Origin of the sequence: Parasphingorhabdus cellanae, from assembly GCF_017498565.1 — a bacterium.
GTDB lineage: Bacteria > Pseudomonadota > Alphaproteobacteria > Sphingomonadales > Sphingomonadaceae > Parasphingorhabdus > Parasphingorhabdus cellanae.
This window is the reverse complement of the sequence record NZ_CP071794.1, coordinates 443,861-462,128: the sequence shown is the minus strand read 5'-3', so window position 1 is coordinate 462,128 and position 18,268 is coordinate 443,861. Positions and strand designations below refer to the sequence as shown.

Annotated in this window: 16 protein-coding genes; 10 read left to right on the top strand and 6 right to left on the bottom strand. The window is 53.2% G+C overall.

Translation table 11 applies throughout. The annotated features are described in order from the left end of the window. Positions 1–32: 32 nt before the first annotated feature. Genes J4G78_RS02275 through J4G78_RS02250 form a run of 6 tightly spaced genes read left to right on the top strand, consistent with a single transcriptional unit; the run spans position 33 to position 7,915 of the window. Entirely contained in the window at positions 33–1,289 is a 1,257-nt protein-coding gene (locus tag J4G78_RS02275) for an XrtA/PEP-CTERM system-associated ATPase (RefSeq protein WP_207988269.1), read from the top strand. A gap of 43 nt (positions 1,290–1,332) precedes the next feature. Beyond that, positions 1,333–2,166 carry an XrtA system polysaccharide deacetylase gene (locus J4G78_RS02270; protein ID WP_375140357.1) on the top strand — a complete coding sequence of 278 codons (834 nt, stop codon included), beginning with the start codon at positions 1,333–1,335 and terminating at the stop codon, positions 2,164–2,166. After that, positions 2,163–3,236, top strand: a complete 1,074-nt coding sequence (locus J4G78_RS02265) for a FemAB family XrtA/PEP-CTERM system-associated protein (protein ID WP_207988267.1) — start codon at positions 2,163–2,165, stop codon at positions 3,234–3,236. The genes J4G78_RS02270 and J4G78_RS02265 overlap by 4 nt, the downstream gene beginning before the upstream one ends. Next, on the top strand, positions 3,236–4,459 hold the full coding sequence (locus tag J4G78_RS02260; protein WP_207988266.1) for a TIGR03087 family PEP-CTERM/XrtA system glycosyltransferase: 1,224 nt from the start codon (positions 3,236–3,238) through the stop codon (positions 4,457–4,459). The genes J4G78_RS02265 and J4G78_RS02260 overlap by 1 nt, the downstream gene beginning before the upstream one ends. After that, positions 4,456–6,009 (top strand): exosortase A, encoded by a 1,554-nt coding sequence (gene xrtA / locus J4G78_RS02255; protein WP_207988265.1) that lies wholly within the window; start codon positions 4,456–4,458, stop codon positions 6,007–6,009. Before J4G78_RS02260 ends, xrtA begins: the two co-directional genes overlap by 4 nt. A gap of 10 nt (positions 6,010–6,019) precedes the next feature. Further along, complete coding sequence (locus tag J4G78_RS02250; RefSeq protein WP_207988264.1) at positions 6,020–7,915, top strand: XrtA/PEP-CTERM system amidotransferase; 1,896 nt, start codon at positions 6,020–6,022, stop codon at positions 7,913–7,915. A 63-nt stretch (positions 7,916–7,978) separates the two neighbouring features. Here J4G78_RS02250 and truA read toward each other — a convergent pair whose 3' ends face one another. After that, positions 7,979–8,725, bottom strand: coding sequence for a tRNA pseudouridine(38-40) synthase TruA (gene truA / locus J4G78_RS02245; protein WP_207988263.1), 747 nt, complete (start codon positions 8,723–8,725; stop codon positions 7,979–7,981). Continuing rightward, the gene (fmt, locus tag J4G78_RS02240) at positions 8,722–9,708 is read right to left on the bottom strand and encodes a methionyl-tRNA formyltransferase (protein WP_207990331.1); all 987 of its coding nucleotides are present in this window, start codon (positions 9,706–9,708) and stop codon (positions 8,722–8,724) included. The genes truA and fmt overlap by 4 nt, the downstream gene beginning before the upstream one ends. Positions 9,709–10,167: 459 nt before the next feature. Here fmt and recR point away from each other — a divergent pair, with 459 nt between their 5' ends. The 4 genes from recR (at position 10,168) to J4G78_RS02220 (ending at position 16,265) form a co-directional block, all read left to right on the top strand. Continuing rightward, complete coding sequence (gene recR, locus J4G78_RS02235) at positions 10,168–10,770, top strand: recombination mediator RecR (protein WP_207988262.1); 603 nt, start codon at positions 10,168–10,170, stop codon at positions 10,768–10,770. A gap of 274 nt (positions 10,771–11,044) precedes the next feature. Continuing rightward, positions 11,045–14,011: a TonB-dependent receptor plug domain-containing protein gene (locus tag J4G78_RS02230; RefSeq protein WP_207988261.1), complete on the top strand. Its 2,967-nt coding sequence runs from the start codon at positions 11,045–11,047 to the stop codon at positions 14,009–14,011. 119 nt (positions 14,012–14,130) lie between these two features. Beyond that, positions 14,131–14,688 (top strand): peptide deformylase, encoded by a 558-nt coding sequence (def, locus tag J4G78_RS02225; RefSeq protein WP_207988260.1) that lies wholly within the window; start codon positions 14,131–14,133, stop codon positions 14,686–14,688. 185 nt (positions 14,689–14,873) lie between these two features. Continuing rightward, positions 14,874–16,265 carry a DNA recombination protein RmuC gene (locus J4G78_RS02220; RefSeq protein WP_243457186.1) on the top strand — a complete coding sequence of 464 codons (1,392 nt, stop codon included), beginning with the start codon at positions 14,874–14,876 and terminating at the stop codon, positions 16,263–16,265. 26 nt (positions 16,266–16,291) lie between these two features. Here J4G78_RS02220 and J4G78_RS02215 read toward each other — a convergent pair whose 3' ends face one another. From J4G78_RS02215 to J4G78_RS02200, 4 genes are read right to left on the bottom strand one after another with little or no spacing between them, the layout of a single operon-like run. Then, the gene (locus J4G78_RS02215; protein ID WP_207988258.1) at positions 16,292–16,711 is read right to left on the bottom strand and encodes a hypothetical protein; all 420 of its coding nucleotides are present in this window, start codon (positions 16,709–16,711) and stop codon (positions 16,292–16,294) included. 54 nt (positions 16,712–16,765) lie between these two features. Then, complete coding sequence (locus J4G78_RS02210; protein ID WP_207988257.1) at positions 16,766–17,578, bottom strand: TrmH family RNA methyltransferase; 813 nt, start codon at positions 17,576–17,578, stop codon at positions 16,766–16,768. Positions 17,579–17,583: 5 nt separating this feature from the next. Continuing rightward, positions 17,584–17,862, bottom strand: a complete 279-nt coding sequence (locus J4G78_RS02205; RefSeq protein ID WP_207988256.1) for an HPr family phosphocarrier protein — start codon at positions 17,860–17,862, stop codon at positions 17,584–17,586. Beyond that, positions 17,859–18,263 carry a PTS sugar transporter subunit IIA gene (locus tag J4G78_RS02200; RefSeq protein WP_207988255.1) on the bottom strand — a complete coding sequence of 135 codons (405 nt, stop codon included), beginning with the start codon at positions 18,261–18,263 and terminating at the stop codon, positions 17,859–17,861. The genes J4G78_RS02205 and J4G78_RS02200 overlap by 4 nt, the downstream gene beginning before the upstream one ends. Positions 18,264–18,268: the final 5 nt, after the last annotated feature.

Below are 18,268 nucleotides of genomic sequence, written 5' to 3'. Positions count from 1 at the left end.
GGTCACCGTGAGAATAGGTGGGGGATACGAAGATGTATGAAGAATTTTATGGATTAAAAAGTCGGCCATTCCAGCTGACCCCGGATCCGCATTACTATTTTGAGAGCCTGACTCACCGGAAAGCTTTGTCCTATCTTGGCTACGGTCTGGCGCAGGGTGAAGGATTCATTGTTATTACTGGTGATGTCGGTGCTGGTAAAACAACTTTGGTTAGCCATTTAATGGCAACGATCGACCGTGAACGATTGACCGCAGCCAATGTTGTCACCACAGCGCTGGACAGCAAGCATATTGTACGTTTTGCCGCAGATCATTTCGACATTGATACAGACGATATGGACAAGGCGCAGTTGCTCAGCGCTTTTGAAGAATTTCTGCATAGCGAAGCGCGCGCCGGGCGGCGTTGTTTGCTGATTGTCGATGAGTCGCAGAACCTGCCAACCGGCGCTTTGGAAGAGCTGCGCATGCTCTCTAATTTCCAGCTTGGCGGTCAGGCATTGCTCCAGATATTCCTTCTGGGTCAGCCGGAATTTCGCGATACTTTGCAACAGTCCGACCGATTGGAACAATTGCGTCAGCGGGTCATCGCGCATCATCATCTTGAGCCGATGGAGGCGCACGAGATTGAACCTTATATCACCCATCGGCTGTCAAAAAGTGGTTGGTCCGGCCGCCCGAAAATAACCTCGGATGTATTCCGTCTGCTGTTTAGTGAAACATCCGGTGTACCCCGCAAAATCAACACATTGATGAGCCGTGTCTTGCTCATGGGGGCGGTAGAGCATGCTGAGCTTATCGATCAGGCACTTGTTGGCCGCGTACTGGCCGATTTGAAAGGCGAGGAAGTGGAGATCGCCGAACCGGAAGACGCGATTGATCCACTAACAGTCAAAAGCCCATTGTGGGAGAAGCCGGCACGGTCCCCTCAAACTCAGACGGATTCTGAGGAAGAAACGGCTGCTATAGCTGCACCTGAACCGGCTGCTGTGAATGTCGAAGAACCGGTATCTGGTGAGCACGAGGTGCTGCCATTTAAGGCGGTCGACAGCGCCGCTGAACCAGCGTCGGTCGTATCGGGAATGAATGAGACGCCAAGGGTTGTTGAACCCACCGTTGATGCCGCGGTTTTGGCCGACGTGGACGCCATTTTCAAACGACTATCTTCGCTCGAATCGCGCATGGATGGACAGGAAGAAAGCCTGCACCGTATCTTGACGATGCTTGTGGAATGGGTCGAAAGCGATGTCCGGAGCAAGGAAAGCTATGTCAATACAGGACGCGCAGCCTGAGCCCATCGACGAGGCGAGAAAAGCAAATGCTTTGCTCAACGCGATGTCCGTGGATATCGAGGACTGGTTTCAGGTTGGCGCCTTTGAAACGGTAATCGACCGTGCCGATTGGGATAGTCTGGAGCACCGTGTCGAACGGAATACCGATGCCGTGCTGGCGCTCTTTGACGAGGTTGGTATCAAAGCGACGTTTTTCACGCTTGGTTGGGTGGCAGAGCGCTATCCAAAGCTTATGCAGCGCATAGTGTCGGCGGGGCATGAGATTGCCAGCCATGGTTATGATCACGCGCGGGTTTTTACGTTGACGCCTGATCAGTTTCGCGATGATCTGAAGCGCACACGCAAGATATTGGAAGATAGTTCGGGCCAAGCCATTACCGGCTATCGGGCGCCAAGTTTCTCAATTGATCAACGCACGCCCTGGGCCCATGAAATGTTGGCAGAGCAGGGCTATAGCTATTCTTCCAGCGTAGCACCGATTAGACATGACCATTATGGTTGGGCAGGGTCACCACGTTTTGCATGGAAGCCTGTGCCCGGTTCAGATTTGATTGAGCTGCCTGTCACCACCGTAAAAGTTGGAGATCGAGTATTCGCGGCGGGAGGTGGCGGGTTTTTCCGGTTGCTTCCTTACGTGCTTTACGATCGGGCTATCCGAAAAATGCAAAAGGACGATGGACGCGGTGCGATATTCTATTTTCACCCCTGGGAGATAGATCCTGAGCAACCTCGAGTGGGTGACGCTCCGCTCAGATCCAAACTACGTCACTATACGAAGCTTCGTTCGATGCGCTCTAAACTGGTTCGCGTGGGCAGGGAGCATGTCTGGGGCAGGGTCGATGAATTGGCTGAGCTGGAAAGAGAGTGGGCGCAATGAATATGCCCTTTTCCCCTAAGGTTACCCTTATTCGCCTATTAGACCGTGAAGACGCAGATGAACTGGCGCGGATCGAGAAATTTGTCGCCAATCACCGACACGGCACGGCGTTTCATCGGCCAGCTTGGGTTTTAGCCGTATCAAAAGCCTGCAATCACGAATGGCGCTACATTTTGGCCGAAGACACCGAAGGACAGCTTCAGGGGATATTGCCGTTAAGTCTTATTCATTCGCCGCTTTTCGGCCGTGCGTTGGTTTCGAGTGGTTTCGCCGTTGGCGGAGGGATATTGAGCCTCAATGATCAGGCAACTGAAATGCTGGCAGATACGGCATGGAATTTTGCGCAGAAGCACAGCTTTCCGAGTGTAGAATTACGCGGCGGGCCAATACCTGCCGGTAACTGGCAAAATAAAGACGGCGTCTATGCCGGTTTTGCCTCTAGTCTTGCGGACGATGAAGAAAGTCAATTGCTCGCAATCCCGCGCAAACAAAGGGCAGAGGTTCGCAAGGGGCTAAAAAATCAGCTGACCGTCAGGACCGGATCCAGCGAGCAAGACGGTACAGATCATTATGCCGTCTATGCAGAAAGCGTCCGCAATCTTGGCACGCCGGTATTCCCCAAAAAGTTATTTGATGCAGTGCTGGATGGGTTTGGCGAGCACGCGGATATCCTCACAGTGCTTGAGGATGGCAGGCCCGTTGCGAGTGTGCTGAGCCTTTATCATAATGAAACTGTCATGCCTTACTGGGGCGGCGGGACCCATGATGCCCGGCGGCTACGCGCCAATGACATTATGTATTTTGCACTCATGAACCATGCGCGCAAACGCGGTTGCCGACGCTTTGATTTCGGCCGTTCGAAAGTTGGTACTGGCGCTTATTCTTTCAAGAAGAATTGGGGTTTTGAACCGCAGTCGCTTTCCTACGCCATCCGCGCGATTAATGGCGAGGAAGTCCGCGATGTTAACCCGATGAGTCCCAAATATCGTCTGCAAGTCGCTTTGTGGCAGAAACTGCCGTTGCCTATCGCAAATCATTTGGGACCGATCATCGCCAGAGGTTTGGGCTAGTGGGCGAGATAATATTCCTGACTCACCGCGTCCCTTGGCCGCCCAATCGAGGTGATAAGATTCGATCGCATCATATTTTGCGTAAGCTGATGGAATATCGGCCTGTGCATCTGACCTGCTTTGCTGATGATGAAGCGGAAGAGGCAGAGGAAAGCGATATCAAGGCTTCGCTAGCGTCTTTACAGATTATCCGGCGTGACAAATCCAATTGGCTGGCTGGGATCGAAGCAGTGGCAACCGGAAGGCCCGTTTCTCTAACCTCTTTCGATAGCACGAAAATTCATAGCTATGTTCAAGGCATATTGAAGGCTCGGCCGATTGACTGCATCTTCGTCTTTTCCGGCCAGATGGCTCAATTTGTTCCGGCCGACTATAATGGTCGGCTGGTAATGGACTTTGCCGACGTCGATAGCGCAAAGTTTGAAAGCTATGCCGATGACGGCACTGGTCCGATGGCTTGGATCAACCGACGTGAGGCAAAATTGCTCGGCGCCTTTGAGACGCAAGTCGCCAATCGTGCGGACTATTCTCTGTTCGTTAGTGAAGCGGAAGCACAATTGTTTCGGCAGCGTTCTGGCTTGACCAAGGATAAAGTGAAAGCCGTAGGCAATGGCATTGATTTTCATTTTTATGATCCGAGCGATGTGGCTGCGGTTGAGCTACCTCACAAGGGGCCTTTGATGGTCTTTACAGGTCAGATGGATTATCGTCCGAATGTCGAAGCTGTATTATCATTCTCCACAGACGTGATGCCACAGATCATTAAGCGCCATGCCGATGCGCAGTTTGCTATTGTAGGGCGCGCTCCAACCGATGCGGTGCGTAAGCTGGACGGTTTGAATGGCACTATGGTTACGGGCAGCGTCGATGATATCCGATCATGGATCAAGGCGGCCGATGTCGTTGTTGCACCTTTGCGGATTGCACGGGGTATCCAGAATAAGGTCCTCGAAGCGATGGCTATGGGTAAACCCGTCGTAGCTTCTGTTGCCGCGGCGCAAGGTATAGATGCAGTCGCTGGTGAACATCTATGCGTCGCCAATAATCCATCAGAGGAAGCACAGTTCGTCTGTGATTTATTGTCTAATCGCGAGAAGGCTAAACTTCTCGGTGATAGTGCAAATCGATTGATCCGATCGACATATAGCTGGAAAACCCAACTTGCGGATATGGCCAGGCTTTGCGGCATCGAAGACGATGAAATAATTGAGGCAGCGGAATGAACAGCGCCGCCATCGATCAGCCCGCACAAGGTGCTCCACACATATCGGATGCGACCGTTTGGATGCGGCATTTGCGTCTTCTGACATTGGCAGTTGCCGTGATTTTGCTCCTATTCTCGCGAAACGCCATGGCCATGGTCGACGCCTGGTGGAATGTCTCCACCTATAATCATTGTCTTTTGATCACCCCGATCCTTTTCTGGTTGGTGCAGCAGCGGCGCGAGGAACTGGCGAAAATCACGCCGAAAATCTGGACACCAGGCCTGCTTTGGATTGGCGTGGCTGCTTTCGGCTGGTTGTTGGGGGAGGCAGCTGGCGTTTCCTTTGCACGTCAGCTGGGGCTGGTCATGATGCTGCAGGGAGCGGTTATCACGCTGCTTGGTCTTGCGGTCACGCGCGGTCTTATTTTTCCCCTGTTTTACAGCCTTTTTCTGGTGCCTTTTGGGGAGGAGTTTGTTCCTTTTCTTCAGATGATTACGGCGAAAATGTCGATGGTTTTCCTGGGATGGGCAAACATCCCGGCGTTCATTGATGGTGTCTTTATCTCGACCCCAACCGGTTATTTCGAGGTTGCCGAGGCCTGTTCCGGTATCAAATTCTTGATCGCGATGATCGCTTATGGTGCGCTGGTGAGCAATCTTTGTTTCCAGAGTTGGCAGCGCCGGACATTGTTCATGATCGCCGCTGTGATGGTGCCAATATTGGCCAATGGTATCCGTGCTTTCGGAACGATATACATCGCCCATCACACGACGACAGATTTTGCTTCTGGCTTTGATCATATTTTTTACGGCTGGTTCTTTTTTGCTTTTGTTCTGGCGCTAGTCATGGCGGTCGGTTGGCCGTTTTTTGATCGCAAAATTGACGAACCGATGATCGACGGAGAGACCATTGACCGCAACTCTCATCGCGGTTCGCCAAAGCTGACACCCGTAATGGCAATGGCCGCCATGGCCGCAATAGTCTCTGCTCCGCTGCTCTGGACGTCCGTCCTGGCGGCGCAAAACTCTCCACTGCCCGATAAAATTGCGCTGCCCGCCGTCGACGGTTGGGAGCGGGTTGACTATCGACCAACATTTGACTGGAAGCCTCGGTTTGACGGTGCCAATCACCAATTGCTCGGCCGCTATCGGAACTTGGCAAACGGTGCTGAGGTTGATCTTGCGATTGCTGTTTATGACCGTCAGGAGGGTGGCCGCGAAATTGTCGGTTATGGGCAGGGCGCTTTTGATCCGCGCACGGACTGGTCATGGAGCCGAAATTTGCCGGAGCCAGAATCCGGCAGCGCGATCCAGATAACAGCACCGGGGCCCGTGGTTCGCGACGTGCAATCCTACTATCGGATCGGTGACACACTGACTGGAAGCGGGTCGGCGGTGAAGCTTGCAACGTTGAAAGCAAAATTGCTTGGCGGCAATCAGCAAGCAGTCGCGGTTCTGATATCGGCAGAGAAAGTCGATGAGGCTGGTCCCCGCGCCGCGATGGATGCTTTTCGCAAGGCACTAGGACCGATCGATAAATTGGCTGACGAAATGGCGGGGCTGCGCTAGGGCGCACATCATGTGCGGCATTGCGGGAATATTTCATCTGGAAACGGCCAAGCCGGTGGAGCCCGCGCGGCTGCGCAAGATGACCGATAGCTTGTCGCATCGCGGGCCTGACGGTTCCGGTATCTGGACGGCACCTGGTGTCGGTCTCGGCCATCGCCGGCTGTCGATCATCGATCTGGAAGGCGGCGCGCAGCCCATGTTGACCGCTGATGAAGCGCAGGTAATCAGCTATAATGGCGAGATTTACAATTTTCAGGATGTCCGGGTAGAACTGGAATCGCTTGGGCATCAGTTCGCCACTAGCAGTGATACCGAGGTTATCCTCTATGCATGGCGGCAATGGGGAGTCGATTGCCTGAAGCGGCTCAACGGTATGTTCGCCTTTGCGATATTCGATCAGCGGACCAAGCAGCTGTTCTTGGCGCGTGACAGACTGGGTGTGAAACCGCTCTTTTACGCGCCTGTATCGGACGGGAGCATATTGTTTGGCTCGGAATTGAAAGCGTTGCTCGCGAACCCCTTGTTGCGGAGAGAGCCAGAATTGCGCGCGGTCGATGATTATCTGGCCTTTGGATATGTGCCGGATCATATCTCGCTGTTGAAAGGCGTCAAGAAACTGCCCGCCGGCCATTATTTGCTTCTTGAACAGGGCAAGCCGGAACCTGCACCGATCCAATATTGGGATATGGATTTTAGCCAGCGGAACAAAGCATCTGCTTCGGCGCTGGAGGATGAATTGGTTGCGTTGATGAAAGACGCGGTCAGTGCACGCATGATTGCCGACGTACCCTTGGGAGCGTTCCTGTCCGGCGGCGTCGATAGCAGTGCGGTCGTCGCTTTGATGTCGGAAAAAAGCCGCCAGCCGGTCAAGACATGCTCCATCGGCTTTGATCAAGCCTCGCTGGATGAAACCAGCTATGCCAAACAGATCGCAGAACGGTTCAAAACCGATCACCGCGCGCGGACCGTGGCGGCAGATGATTTCGGCCTGATCGATAGGCTGGCCGACCATTTTGATGAACCTTTTGCCGATGGCTCTGCGCTGCCGACCTATCGTGTGGCCGAGCTGGCGCGGGAGAATGTAACGGTGGCACTTTCTGGCGATGGCGCGGATGAAGCGCTGGCCGGTTATCGCCGTCATGTTTTTCATCATGCCGAAGAACGGGTGAGGGGCCTGATTCCCGAGTCTTTTCGAGGACCGGCATTGGGTTGGCTCGGCAAGGTCTATCCCAAGGCCGATTGGGCACCGAGACCACTCCGCGCCAAATCGACCTTGCTGTCGCTCGCCCGCTCCGGACCAGAAGGCTATGCCGAAGCGGTTGGGGTGACGACGCCAGCGGGCCGCCATGCGATTTATTCCGATGCTATGGCTAAGCAATTGGATGGCTATCGGGGCGAGGCCCGGATGATCGACCTGATGGAGCGTGCACCAGCGCGCAATGGTCTCGATCAGGCGCAATATGCCGACATGAAAATGTGGCTGCCCGGCGATATCCTGACCAAGGTTGATCGGACCAGCATGGCGGTGGGCCTGGAAGCGAGGGAGCCATTGCTGGACTATAAGCTCATGGAATTTGCCGCGAAATTGCCGACCAACTTGCGGGTGCGTCGGGGGACCGGCAAATATCTGATGAAAAAGGCGATGGAGCGTTATTTGCCGCACGATATCCTCTATCGCCCGAAAATGGGCTTTGTGACGCCGATTGCCCAGTGGTTGCGCGGGCCATTGGCGGATGAAGCGCGGGCAATTTCCGGTGCTGGAGCGCTGGCGCGCATGGGCTGGTTTGATCAACAGGCCCTAAGCAAAGTGGCCGATGATCATATCGCCGGAAAGGCGGATAACAGCCGTTTGCTCTGGCAATTGCTGATGCTCGATAAATCACTGCAACGTTTGTTCAGTCTTTAGATCAAGGCGCTCACCCTGAGCGCTTTTTTTTCGACTTAATCGCTAGTTCTCCGTTGCTTGGCGTCAGCTGGCCGGATAAATTGCATCGACAAAATAGAGCCCATCCGGTGGCGCGTTAAAGCCCAGCGCATCGCGGTCTTTTGCCTTTAACGCATTCAACAAATCGTCGCGTGTCCATTTGCCATCACCGACCAGTTTGAGGCAACCGACCATCGAACGCACCTGATGATGCAGGAAAGAGCGGGCCGCCACCTCGACTTCAATTTCTTCGCCAAAGCGTGTCACCGAGATGCTGTCGAGCGTCTTCACAGGACTTTGCGCCTGACAATGGGTTGATCGGAAGGTGGTGAAATCATGCTGCCCTACCAATATCTGCGCAGCATCATGCATTAACCCCGCATCCAGCGGCCGCGCAACCTGCCAGCTCTGCCCCTTATCCAGTGTCAGCGGCGCGCGGCGGTTGGTGATCTTGTAGACATAGCGCCGTCCGATGCAGTTAAATCGGGCGTGCCACTCATCATCGACTATGTCGCAGGCGAGCACCGCCACCGGATGAGGCCGCAGCCCGGCGTTAAGTCCCTCCATCAACCGGAACGGCGTCAACCTCGTCTCCAGATCAAAATGGGCGCGCATGCCCAGCGCATGCACACCGGCGTCTGTGCGGCCAGCAGCGAACACGCGAATTTCTTGCTGAGTTATTGATTTAATAGCGTTTTCAACAGCTTGCTGTACGCTGGGGCCGTGATCCTGATGCTGCCAGCCCATGAACGGTCGGCCATCATATTCCAGAGTGATCGCGAACCGGGTCATCGGAGTGATGTGCCCACAGGGATTTTTGTGCCGTTGAGGAAATCAGCCAAAGCCATTTTTGGCTTTCCGGCTTTCTGGATAGTGACGGGTTGAATCGCGCCAGAACCGCATTTTATCAATAGTTTATCTGATATCACCGCCCCTGGTGCAAAATTCTTGTCATTCCAGCGAAAGCTGGAATCTGCAGCCCCAGGTTCGGCAGTATCCTCAGGGAGATCCCCGCTTTCGCTGGGATGACGGGGAAGGGATAGGGCTTGGTGGATTCTGTATCGCTCACCGCCAAATTCAAAAAATGCGCCCGGCACAGGATTAAATGCGCGGATTTGCTGCAGCACTGTTGTAGCAGGCTGATCAAAGTTCACACGCGCTTCTTCCTTGGTGATCTTCTTGGCATAGGTGGCAAGGGCATCATCTTGGGCCTCTGGCGGATATTCTTTCGGAGAAGCGAGATATTGCACCATCAGATCAGCCCCGGTTTGCGCTAGCTCTTCAGTCAATTCGCCTGCGGTTTTTTCCGCAACCGGTGTACTGGATTTCAGCAGCATTGGTCCGGTGTCCAAACCCGCTTCCATCTGCATGATGGTAATGCCAGTTTCTTCATCGCCAGCTAAAATCGCGCGCTGCACGGGCGCCGCACCGCGCCATCGGGGCAGCAACGAACCATGAATGTTCAGGCACCCCATTTTCGGCGCATCCAATATCGCTTGTGGCAGGATCAAGCCATAAGCGGCGACAACGGCGACATCGAGGCCAAGCGCTGCAAATTCGGCTTGCGCCTCTTCGTTCTTCAAGGAAACCGGCACGCGGACCTCCAACCCCAATTCCTCCGCGACTTGCTGCACAGGAGAGGGGGTTAGTTTCTTTCCCCGCCCGGCCCGGCGCGGCGGCTGTGAATAGACGGCAGCAATCTCATGCCCTGCCGCATGTAAGGCGCGCAGGGCCGGTACCGCGAATTCCGGTGTCCCCATAAAGGCAAGGCGCAGTTTTGTAGGTGTCTCAGCGGTCATGATCGCGCCTGGTACATCATATTGCCGGCTCCAAAGTTCACACAATTCACAGAGTGCTTTTTCCCAGCTTCCAATTTTTGTGCTCCGCACTTGATGCGGAGCCTAGGATAGCTGTCGCGTCCGCTCGCCCTGGGCTCCGCATCAAGTGCGGAGCACAAGCTGTCATCTCTTGTATTGCAATCCCGCCTTGCAAAGTTCACACAATTCACACGGGTAATCCTGCGACCGCGCGAGCCCTTGGCCGCTCCAAAGTTCACACAATTCTCACCCCCTGCTGGTGGTTCGGGTGATAAAGCGGATTTGTTTCGTAACGCCTTGAATGTCGCGAATTTAACGGGCTTGTGAGTCATGCTGTCTCCCTAACCAAACTCATCCGTGTAGGACAGCATGATTTTATATTGGCAGCACGCACATCATGGCCCTAAAGGTCAAATCATGGCATCGCAAGAAATCGAAAATCTGGTTCAGGCCCTGTCGAAGCTTCCGGGCCTCGGCCCGCGTTCGGCGCGCCGCGCGGTACTATATCTGCTCAAGCGGCCCGAGACGACCATGAAGCCGATATTGGCAGCGATGGAACGGGTGGATGCCAACATGGTAACCTGCGGGATTTGCGGCAATGTTGATACGCAGGATCCCTGCCAGATTTGCAATGACCCGCGGCGCGATGAAAAATCGCTCTGCGTAGTCGAGGATGTATCCGACCTGTGGGCACTGGACAAATCACGACTGTTTCCCGGCAAATTTCATGTGCTGGGCGGCAGGCTATCGGCGCTGGATGGTGTGCGGCCTGAGGATATCGCCATCGACAAGCTGCTCAACCGGGTGGAGCAAGGCGGCATTGATGAAGTCGTCCTTGCGATGAACGCAACGCTGGAAGGGCAGACAACCGCCCATTATATTGCGGAACGGCTTGAAAATTTCCCGCTGCGACTCAGTCAGTTATCCCATGGAATACCGGTCGGCGGAGAACTGGATTATCTCGACGAAGGGACTTTGGCGCAGGCGCTGCGGTCGCGGCGGCCGATTAGCGGGGACTAAACGAACACCGACTCTAAGGTTTGAATCGGTTCCCAGAAATAGAATTTTTGACCAAATATTGTGCACGGAAGCAACATTTGTTGGTTCTAAGGGCCTGTTCCATCGCCATGAATATTTGTCAAAGCGGCCTTTCACCTAGGTTTTAGCGGAACAGTTAAGCGGCTAATTAAACGCCCTTGACGGACCCCTATTATAGGGCGCACATTGCACAACATAATAATAAAAGTCAGTACTCCCCAATAATATAAATAAAGACTGACAAGCAGGAGAGAGCATGATGAGGAAATCCATTTTACGCAACAGGTGCGCCTTGGGCGCGCTGACACTGGCCATGGCTATGACCCCCGGGCTGGTTCATGCGCAGGATGTGCAGGATGACGATGACGCAGAGAATATCATCGTTGTTACAGGTTCCTACATTCGCGGTACGCCCGAAGATGCTGCGGTTCCCGTTGATGTTTATACCAGCGCTGATCTCGCACAAAATGGCGTGTCTTCACCGCTGGAGTTTATCAAAGACTTGCCTGAAGTCGGCAGCGTTCTTGGTGATTCCAACCAGTTTTCTGCGGACGCACAGGCCAATCAGGGCTTTGGTTCGGTAAACCTTCGTAACCTTGGGCCAACGCGAACATTGGTATTATTTAACGGTCGACGGACGCTGACGGCACCGGGCGCCGTTGGTGGCGGTTTCGGGGATACGAACTCTATTCCCCTTTTCGCACTTGACCGTGTTGAAATTCTGAAAGATGGCGCAGCGGCTACCTATGGTTCTGATGCCATCGCTGGTGTGGCCAACTTTGTGACCAAAACCGGTTTTGAGGGCGTGGAGTTGCAAGGCGACTATGACTTCATCAAAGGGTCTGATGGCAACTATACCGCCTCTATATTGGTCGGACAGAATTTCGGTGATCTGAATATCATGGCCGGCTTTGGCTGGCAGCATCGTTCCGAACTGGAATCGACCGATCGTTCCTATGGTTTTCAGCCTTACAACGTAAACCCAGCGGCGTGGTCTGCCTTGGCAACGCCTGGTACATTCATTGTTCCGGGGACAGGCTTGGTTAGAGATCAAGGTTGTAATGAACTGGGCGGAGTGGAAGATACTTCGGGACCAAATGGCACCGGCGCATCCCTTTGTCGTTTCAGTTTTATACCGAACGATAACCTGGTGGAGGAAGAAGATCGCTATCAGGGCTATATTCAAGCTGATATTGATCTATCAGATACATTCCGGTTCCATGGTGAATTTACTTACGCGCAAACCGATCTTGATCGCATCGGAACCTCACCGGGTTACCCACCGTTGCAAGGTCCGGGGGGAGCTCGGCTCGGTGGCGGTTTCTCCATTTCTCCTGACAACCCAGGCATACCCGCATTTGAGACTCAGAATGGGCTAGGAGCAACTCCGGGACCTATCGGTGTTCTCTTGTGGCGTCCCTTTGGTTTTCTTGGCAATCCGACAGATCCCGGCAGGGGTTCTGGACGGCAGACAGCCAATAACAAAGCTTTTCGTCTGTCCGGTACGCTGGAGAAAGATTTTTCCGAGACGTTGCGCGGCCAATTATCTGTGACCTGGGCCAACTATGAACGGCGCCGCAGTTCCCCAGGGATTGTTGGTTCTCGATTGCAGGACGCACTTAATGGTTTAGGCGGTGCTGACTGTGATCCAGCCACCGGTACACCGGGCGTTGGCGGATGTCAGTGGTTTAATCCTTTTGTAAATGCTGGCCCCGAAAACCCTGCATTGGGATTAACGAACCCTTTCTATGTTCCGGGAAGCGAGAATTCGACCGATCTGATCGAATTCCTCCAGATTGATAACGGGGTGGAGGAAACCGAAGATACATTGGTAGTAGACCTTATTTTTACCGGTGAGCTAGGCATCGATCTTGGCGGTGGCAACATAGGTTGGGCTGCCGGCGCACAATATCGCCAGCTTGATTTTCTCTCTCGCCCTCTACGGGCCGAGTCCAATCTCGACCTTAACCCTTGTGTGATATTGGGTGACCAAAGCTGTATTGGCGGCGGTCTTGATGGCGCTGGTTCGTTTATCTTCCTTGGGGGAACGCGTCCCGAACGTTTGGATCAAGACATTAAAGCCATTTTTGCCGAAGTTGCCGTTCCGATTACCGATACATTGGAAATTACCGCGGCAGCCCGTTTTGAAGATTATGGCGGGTCCATTGGATCAACATTTAATCCTAAAGGCGCCATTCGTTGGGAGCCAACCGATTGGCTGGTGTTGCGAGGATCGGTGGGTACTACCTTCCGCGGTCCGTTGGCGGCACAGGTTTCGAACAATGCTGTGACTTCACTCGCGGCGATTGGTGCCGCGAACGGAAACTTTAAAGCAGTTGATATTGCCGGTAACCCAACGGATCTAGGGCCGGAAAAAGCGTTCAGCTATAACATTGGCGCGGTTGTTGACTTTAGCGGCTTTACTTTCTCAGTTGATTATTGGAGTTTCGATTTCAAGGACGAAATCACAAGAACCGATGCACAAGCGATTGCCAATAGTGTTATATCGTTGAGTATTCCTGACCCAGCGAATCCTGCAAATACCATCCTAGTAGCGGATTGTTCAAACCCATTTGCTGGATTGATCACATTCGATGGCGGTTCGTGTGTTCAAAACACCACATTGGGTACGAACATCTCTAGGATCCTCACGCAATGGGTCAACGGTCCGAAAACCAAAACCTCTGGTTTAGATTTCGCCGCTAGCTACACCACCGATATAGGGCCGGGCGTTTATACTATTGGCGTCAATGCCAGCCATATTTTGGAATATGATATTGGCGACTTCAATTTGAATGGAAACCTGTTGCGAGAAGGCTTCAGCGCTGTGGGACTGGCCAATCTGGACAGGGCGCCAGGCACCATCTCGCCATGGCGGGCCAATGCCTATATCAACTATAATGTTGCTGGCCTGAACCTGCGTTATGGAGCGACTTATATCGCGGGCGTTGTCGACGAGCGATGCCCTGCATTACCGGATCCATGTGCCACTACCAATTTCGGCGACACCAATTTTGGTCGGAATATCTCGAACTATACGCAGCACGACTTCCATGCCGCTTACGAGCTTCCGATTGATGCATTTGACGCGCAGCTACAATTCTCGATTGAAAACTTTACTAACGAAGAAGCATCGGCGGCGCGTTTGCCACTAGGTTATAACCCGTTTATTGGTAATCCATTGGGCCGCGTCTTCCGCCTTGGCGCAAAAGTTGGCTTTTAGAGTTTGATAACTGAGATAGGGAAGGGGCTCGCCATTGGTTAGGCGGGCCCTTTTTCTTTATACGTCAAGCAACATTGCGACTGGTTGACGAATCTCGGCAAAATCCCTAAATTTCTGACATGGCTATATTACCAATCCTTGAAGTTCCTGACCCGCGTCTGAAAACTGTTTCAGAGCCAGTCACAGTGTTTGATGACGAGTTGAAAACCCTCATCGCGGACATGTTTGAAACCATGTATGATGCGCCGGGTATCGGTCTTGCCGCCATTCAGGTGGGTGTGCCGAAACGGATTTTGGTGATCGACCTGCAAGAACCGGTGGAGCATGATCATGAACATGGCGAGCATTGTGACCATGATCATGAGGTTGTTCGTGATCCCAAGGTGTTCATTAATCCGGAAATTCTTGATCCGTCAAACGATTTGAATGTCTATAGCGAAGGCTGCCTTTCGGTGCCGGAACAATATGCCGATGTTGAACGCCCCGCCACGATAACTGCACGCTGGCAGGATGTAGACGGCAAACAATATGAAGAAAAGATGGATGGATTGCTTGCGACCTGTTTGCAGCACGAAATGGATCATCTTGAGGGCATATTGTTTATCGACCATCTGTCCCGCCTGAAACGCCAGATGGTGCTGAAGAAGCTTGCGAAACACCGCAAGGAAGCGGCTTAACCCTGCTTCTTTCGCCATTCTGAACTCGTTTCAGGACATTCTTCACAAACCCGCGCTATTCAGACCCGGAACGAAGTCCGGGCGGACAGGTAAGTTGTTTATTGTAACGGACAGTTACAGCCCTATTGCATGTGCCGCATTGACCGTCTAGGTTCTCCTTTCGTTCCATCATGAAAGGACAGGCGTTGGACGTTGTTTTTGTTCTCTTTATTGCAATCATTACGCTTGTAATCGGTCTCTTTGCGGGCTGGTTCATGGGTGGCCGAACAGCGGCGGCGGCAACGAAGGCGGCAGAGGATACCACTGCCTCGCTGCGAACCATGCTCGACGGTGTGCAGGAAGAGCGCGATACCGCACGTTCCGAACGCGATGCCATTCGCGACGACCGGGATCAGGCCCGGCAATCGCTTGCATCACTAGAGGCGGACGCGCGTAATCATGAGAAACAATTGCAGCAATTGGTCGAAGCGAAAGAATCGCTCTCCGCGCAATTTTCGGAAGTTGGCGCGAAGATGCTCGAAACCGCGCAGCGCCAGTTTCTGGAGCGCGCCGATCAGCGTTTTGACCAAGCCAATGAAAAAGGCGGAGAGAAAATTGCAAAGCTTCTCCAGCCCGTGCATCAAAGGCTTGCGACTTATGAGGAATCCATCAAGAAGATCGAGAAAGAGCGTACTGAATCCTATGCCGGAATTACGGCAACCATAGAACAGGTTCGGCAAGGACAGGACCGGGTGCAGCAGGAGGCAGCACGCCTCGTCAACAGCTTGCGCAACGCGCCCAAATCACGCGGGCGCTGGGGCGAGCAGCAGCTTAAAAACGTGCTCGAAACCTGCGGTCTGTCGGAACATACGGATTTCGTAACGGAACAGAGTATTGATACTGATGAAGGGCGCCTGCGTCCCGATGCCGTGATCAGTGTGCCAGGCGGCCGCAAGCTGGTGATCGATGCAAAAGTCTCGCTGAATGACTATCAGGACGCGTTTGAAGCTGAGGATGACGACGCCCGCAGCTTTGCGATGGCGCGGCATTGCAATTCGATGAAAGCCCATATCGATGGTCTGTCCAAAAAGGCTTATTGGGACCAGTTTGAAGATGCGCCCGATTATGTGATCATGTTCGTGCCTGGCGAACATTTTCTGTCCGCTGCCCTGGAACATGAACCGACGCTTTGGGATCATGCTTTCGAGAAAAAGGTCCTGCTCGCCACGCCAACCAATCTCGTCGCGATAGCACGCACAGTGGCCGGTGTCTGGCGACAGGAGAAAATGGCCGCAGAGGCCAAGCAGATCGGTCAATTGGGCAAGGAAATGTATGACCGGCTTGCCGTTGCCGGAGAGCATCTGAAGCGCATGGGGTCAGGCCTTGGCAGCGCGGTCGGTAATTATAACAAATTTGTCGGCAGCTTTGAGCGCAACGTCATGGCAACGGGCCGCAAATTTGCCGAACTCAACGTCGAGACCGGCAAGAAAGAACTGGAGCCTGTTGCAGAAGTCGAAGCATTGCCGCGCTATTCCAATGAAGTGGAGGCATCGCTGATCGAAGATGATCGTGAAATAAAAGACGAAGCGGCCGAATAGGACCGCTCCAATTTATCCGCTTCCATCTAAGTGGCTTCCGCTGCCTCTGGATCGGACAATATTTCGCCGCCACAGCCATTATGATAGCCGCTTCCGCTAACCGATACTTTCACGGTATCCGCAAATATACGATCGCTCATGCCGTCATTGCACTCTTCGCCGGAAACAATCGTAACACTGATATTATCTTTATCGGTGAAGCCTTTGACGTCCCAACCGGTGGCGGTCTTCTTCATCCGCTGAACGGCAAGACTGAAATCATTATTGCCATCTTGTGATGTGTGGATAATCTCGTCATTTTTTATGTCGACTGTCCAGCCAGGTTCGGTTCCGTAGGCTTTATATTCAGTCAGTTTTTCTTCCGTTACCACCGTATCTTGAGGCTCTTCGCCACAAGCCACCAGTAAAAGCGGTAGAATTGGCATAACCAATAGTGCATTTCTCATAATTCTCTCTCCCAGATATAAGATAGCATAGAGATGAATATTACCAAATAGTGTTTATTTGCGCCGCTGGTTGAGCACTTCATAGGCCATGACAGCGCTGGCGACCGCCGCATTCAAGCTGTCGGCTTTGCCCATCATCGGCATTTTTACCAGCACATCGCAAGCGGCTTCATAATCCTGCGGTAGCCCTTGTGCTTCATTTCCAATCAATAAAAATGTCGGCGCTTCATAGCGAACCGCCTGATAGTCTTTATCCGTATTCAAACTGGTCCCGACCAGTTGTCCGGTGCCGGAGCGCAACCAGTCGATAAAATCCGGCCAAGGGGCTTGCGCAACGTGCTGCGTAAAAATAGCGCCCATGCTGGCGCGTACGGCTTCGACAGAAAAGGGATCGACACAATCATCGATCAAAATCAGGCCGCCAGCACCGACAGCATCACCGGTGCGCAATATCGTCCCAAGGTTCCCGGGATCTCGTAGCGCTTGCGCCACCAGCCAAATATCGGACGCATTGCGGTCAATATCAGCAAGTGCCGTGGGGTGGTCTTCATAAATCCCAATGATCGATTGCGGATTGGATTTGCCCGACAGCTTGGCGATAATGGCTTCGCTGGTTTCAATGACCTCGCCGCCAGCCGCAAAAGTCGCCGCTTCTATCTTCTCGGCCAGCGGGTGAAGGTCCGTATCCTCAATGACAACGAGCAACTTCGGCGTCTTCCCGGCATCGAGTGCTTCTGTCAGGATGCGCAAACCCTCGGCAAGAAAATGACCTTCACGCTTGCGATGCTTCTTTTCCCGCAGGCTTTTTAATCGCTTGATTGTCGGGTTGGAAAAACCGGTAATCTGGCGTCTTTCGGGCGATGACACAGAGATCAATCCTCGCCAAAGCCGTCAACCACCAGTCCGGCGAGTTTCTCCAGCGCTGCTTCCGACTGATGGCCTTCGACGATGATTTCAACGCTGTCCCCTTTTGCCGCGCCCAGCATCATCAAGCCCATAATCGAAGTGCCCGTGACTTCAGTGCCGTCTTTGGCAACCTTTACAGACAGACCTTCGGGAAGCTTGCTCACATAGGTGACAAATTTCGCGCTGGCTCTGGCATGCAGGCCGCGATTATTGGTGATAGCGACAGTCTTGCGATGCTCGCTCACGCATCACTTCCCAATATTTCCGACGCGACGCTGATATATTTTTGGCCGGCTTCTTTAGCGGCTGTAACGGCATCAGCGACATCCATGCATTTGCGCGCGCCGTCCAGACGGATAAGCATGGGTAAATTCACCCCTGCAATGACTTCAACTTTGCCTTTTTCCATCAAGGAAATGGCTAGATTGGAAGGTGTGCCGCCAAATAGGTCGGTCAGGACTATGACGCCTTTGCCGCTCTGAACCTTGTCGATGGATTCGGCGATTTCCTGACGCCTTTGCTCCATGTCATCATGCGGGCCAATGCAAACCGACAATATCGCTTTTTGCGGACCAACAACATGCTCCATTGCCGTTATAAACTCGACGGCCAACCGACCATGGGTAACAAGAACCAAACCGATCATTGCGA

Bases quoted from the DNA above. Each gene is read 5' to 3' on its own strand.
- J4G78_RS02275 (WP_207988269.1), top strand. From the start codon at position 33: ATGTATGAAGAATTTTATGGATTAAAAAGTCGGCCATTCCAGCTGACC.
- J4G78_RS02270 (WP_375140357.1), top strand. From the start codon at position 1,333: ATGTCCGTGGATATCGAGGACTGGTTTCAGGTTGGCGCCTTTGAAACG.
- J4G78_RS02265 (WP_207988267.1), top strand. From the start codon at position 2,163: ATGAATATGCCCTTTTCCCCTAAGGTTACCCTTATTCGCCTATTAGAC.
- xrtA (WP_207988265.1), top strand. From the start codon at position 4,456: ATGAACAGCGCCGCCATCGATCAGCCCGCACAAGGTGCTCCACACATA.
- J4G78_RS02250 (WP_207988264.1), top strand. From the start codon at position 6,020: ATGTGCGGCATTGCGGGAATATTTCATCTGGAAACGGCCAAGCCGGTG.
- truA (WP_207988263.1), bottom strand. From the start codon at position 8,725: ATGACCCGGTTCGCGATCACTCTGGAATATGATGGCCGACCGTTCATG.
- recR (WP_207988262.1), top strand. From the start codon at position 10,168: ATGGCATCGCAAGAAATCGAAAATCTGGTTCAGGCCCTGTCGAAGCTT.
- J4G78_RS02230 (WP_207988261.1), top strand. From the start codon at position 11,045: ATGATGAGGAAATCCATTTTACGCAACAGGTGCGCCTTGGGCGCGCTG.
- def (WP_207988260.1), top strand. From the start codon at position 14,131: ATGGCTATATTACCAATCCTTGAAGTTCCTGACCCGCGTCTGAAAACT.
- J4G78_RS02215 (WP_207988258.1), bottom strand. From the start codon at position 16,711: ATGAGAAATGCACTATTGGTTATGCCAATTCTACCGCTTTTACTGGTG.
- J4G78_RS02200 (WP_207988255.1), bottom strand. From the start codon at position 18,263: ATGATCGGTTTGGTTCTTGTTACCCATGGTCGGTTGGCCGTCGAGTTT.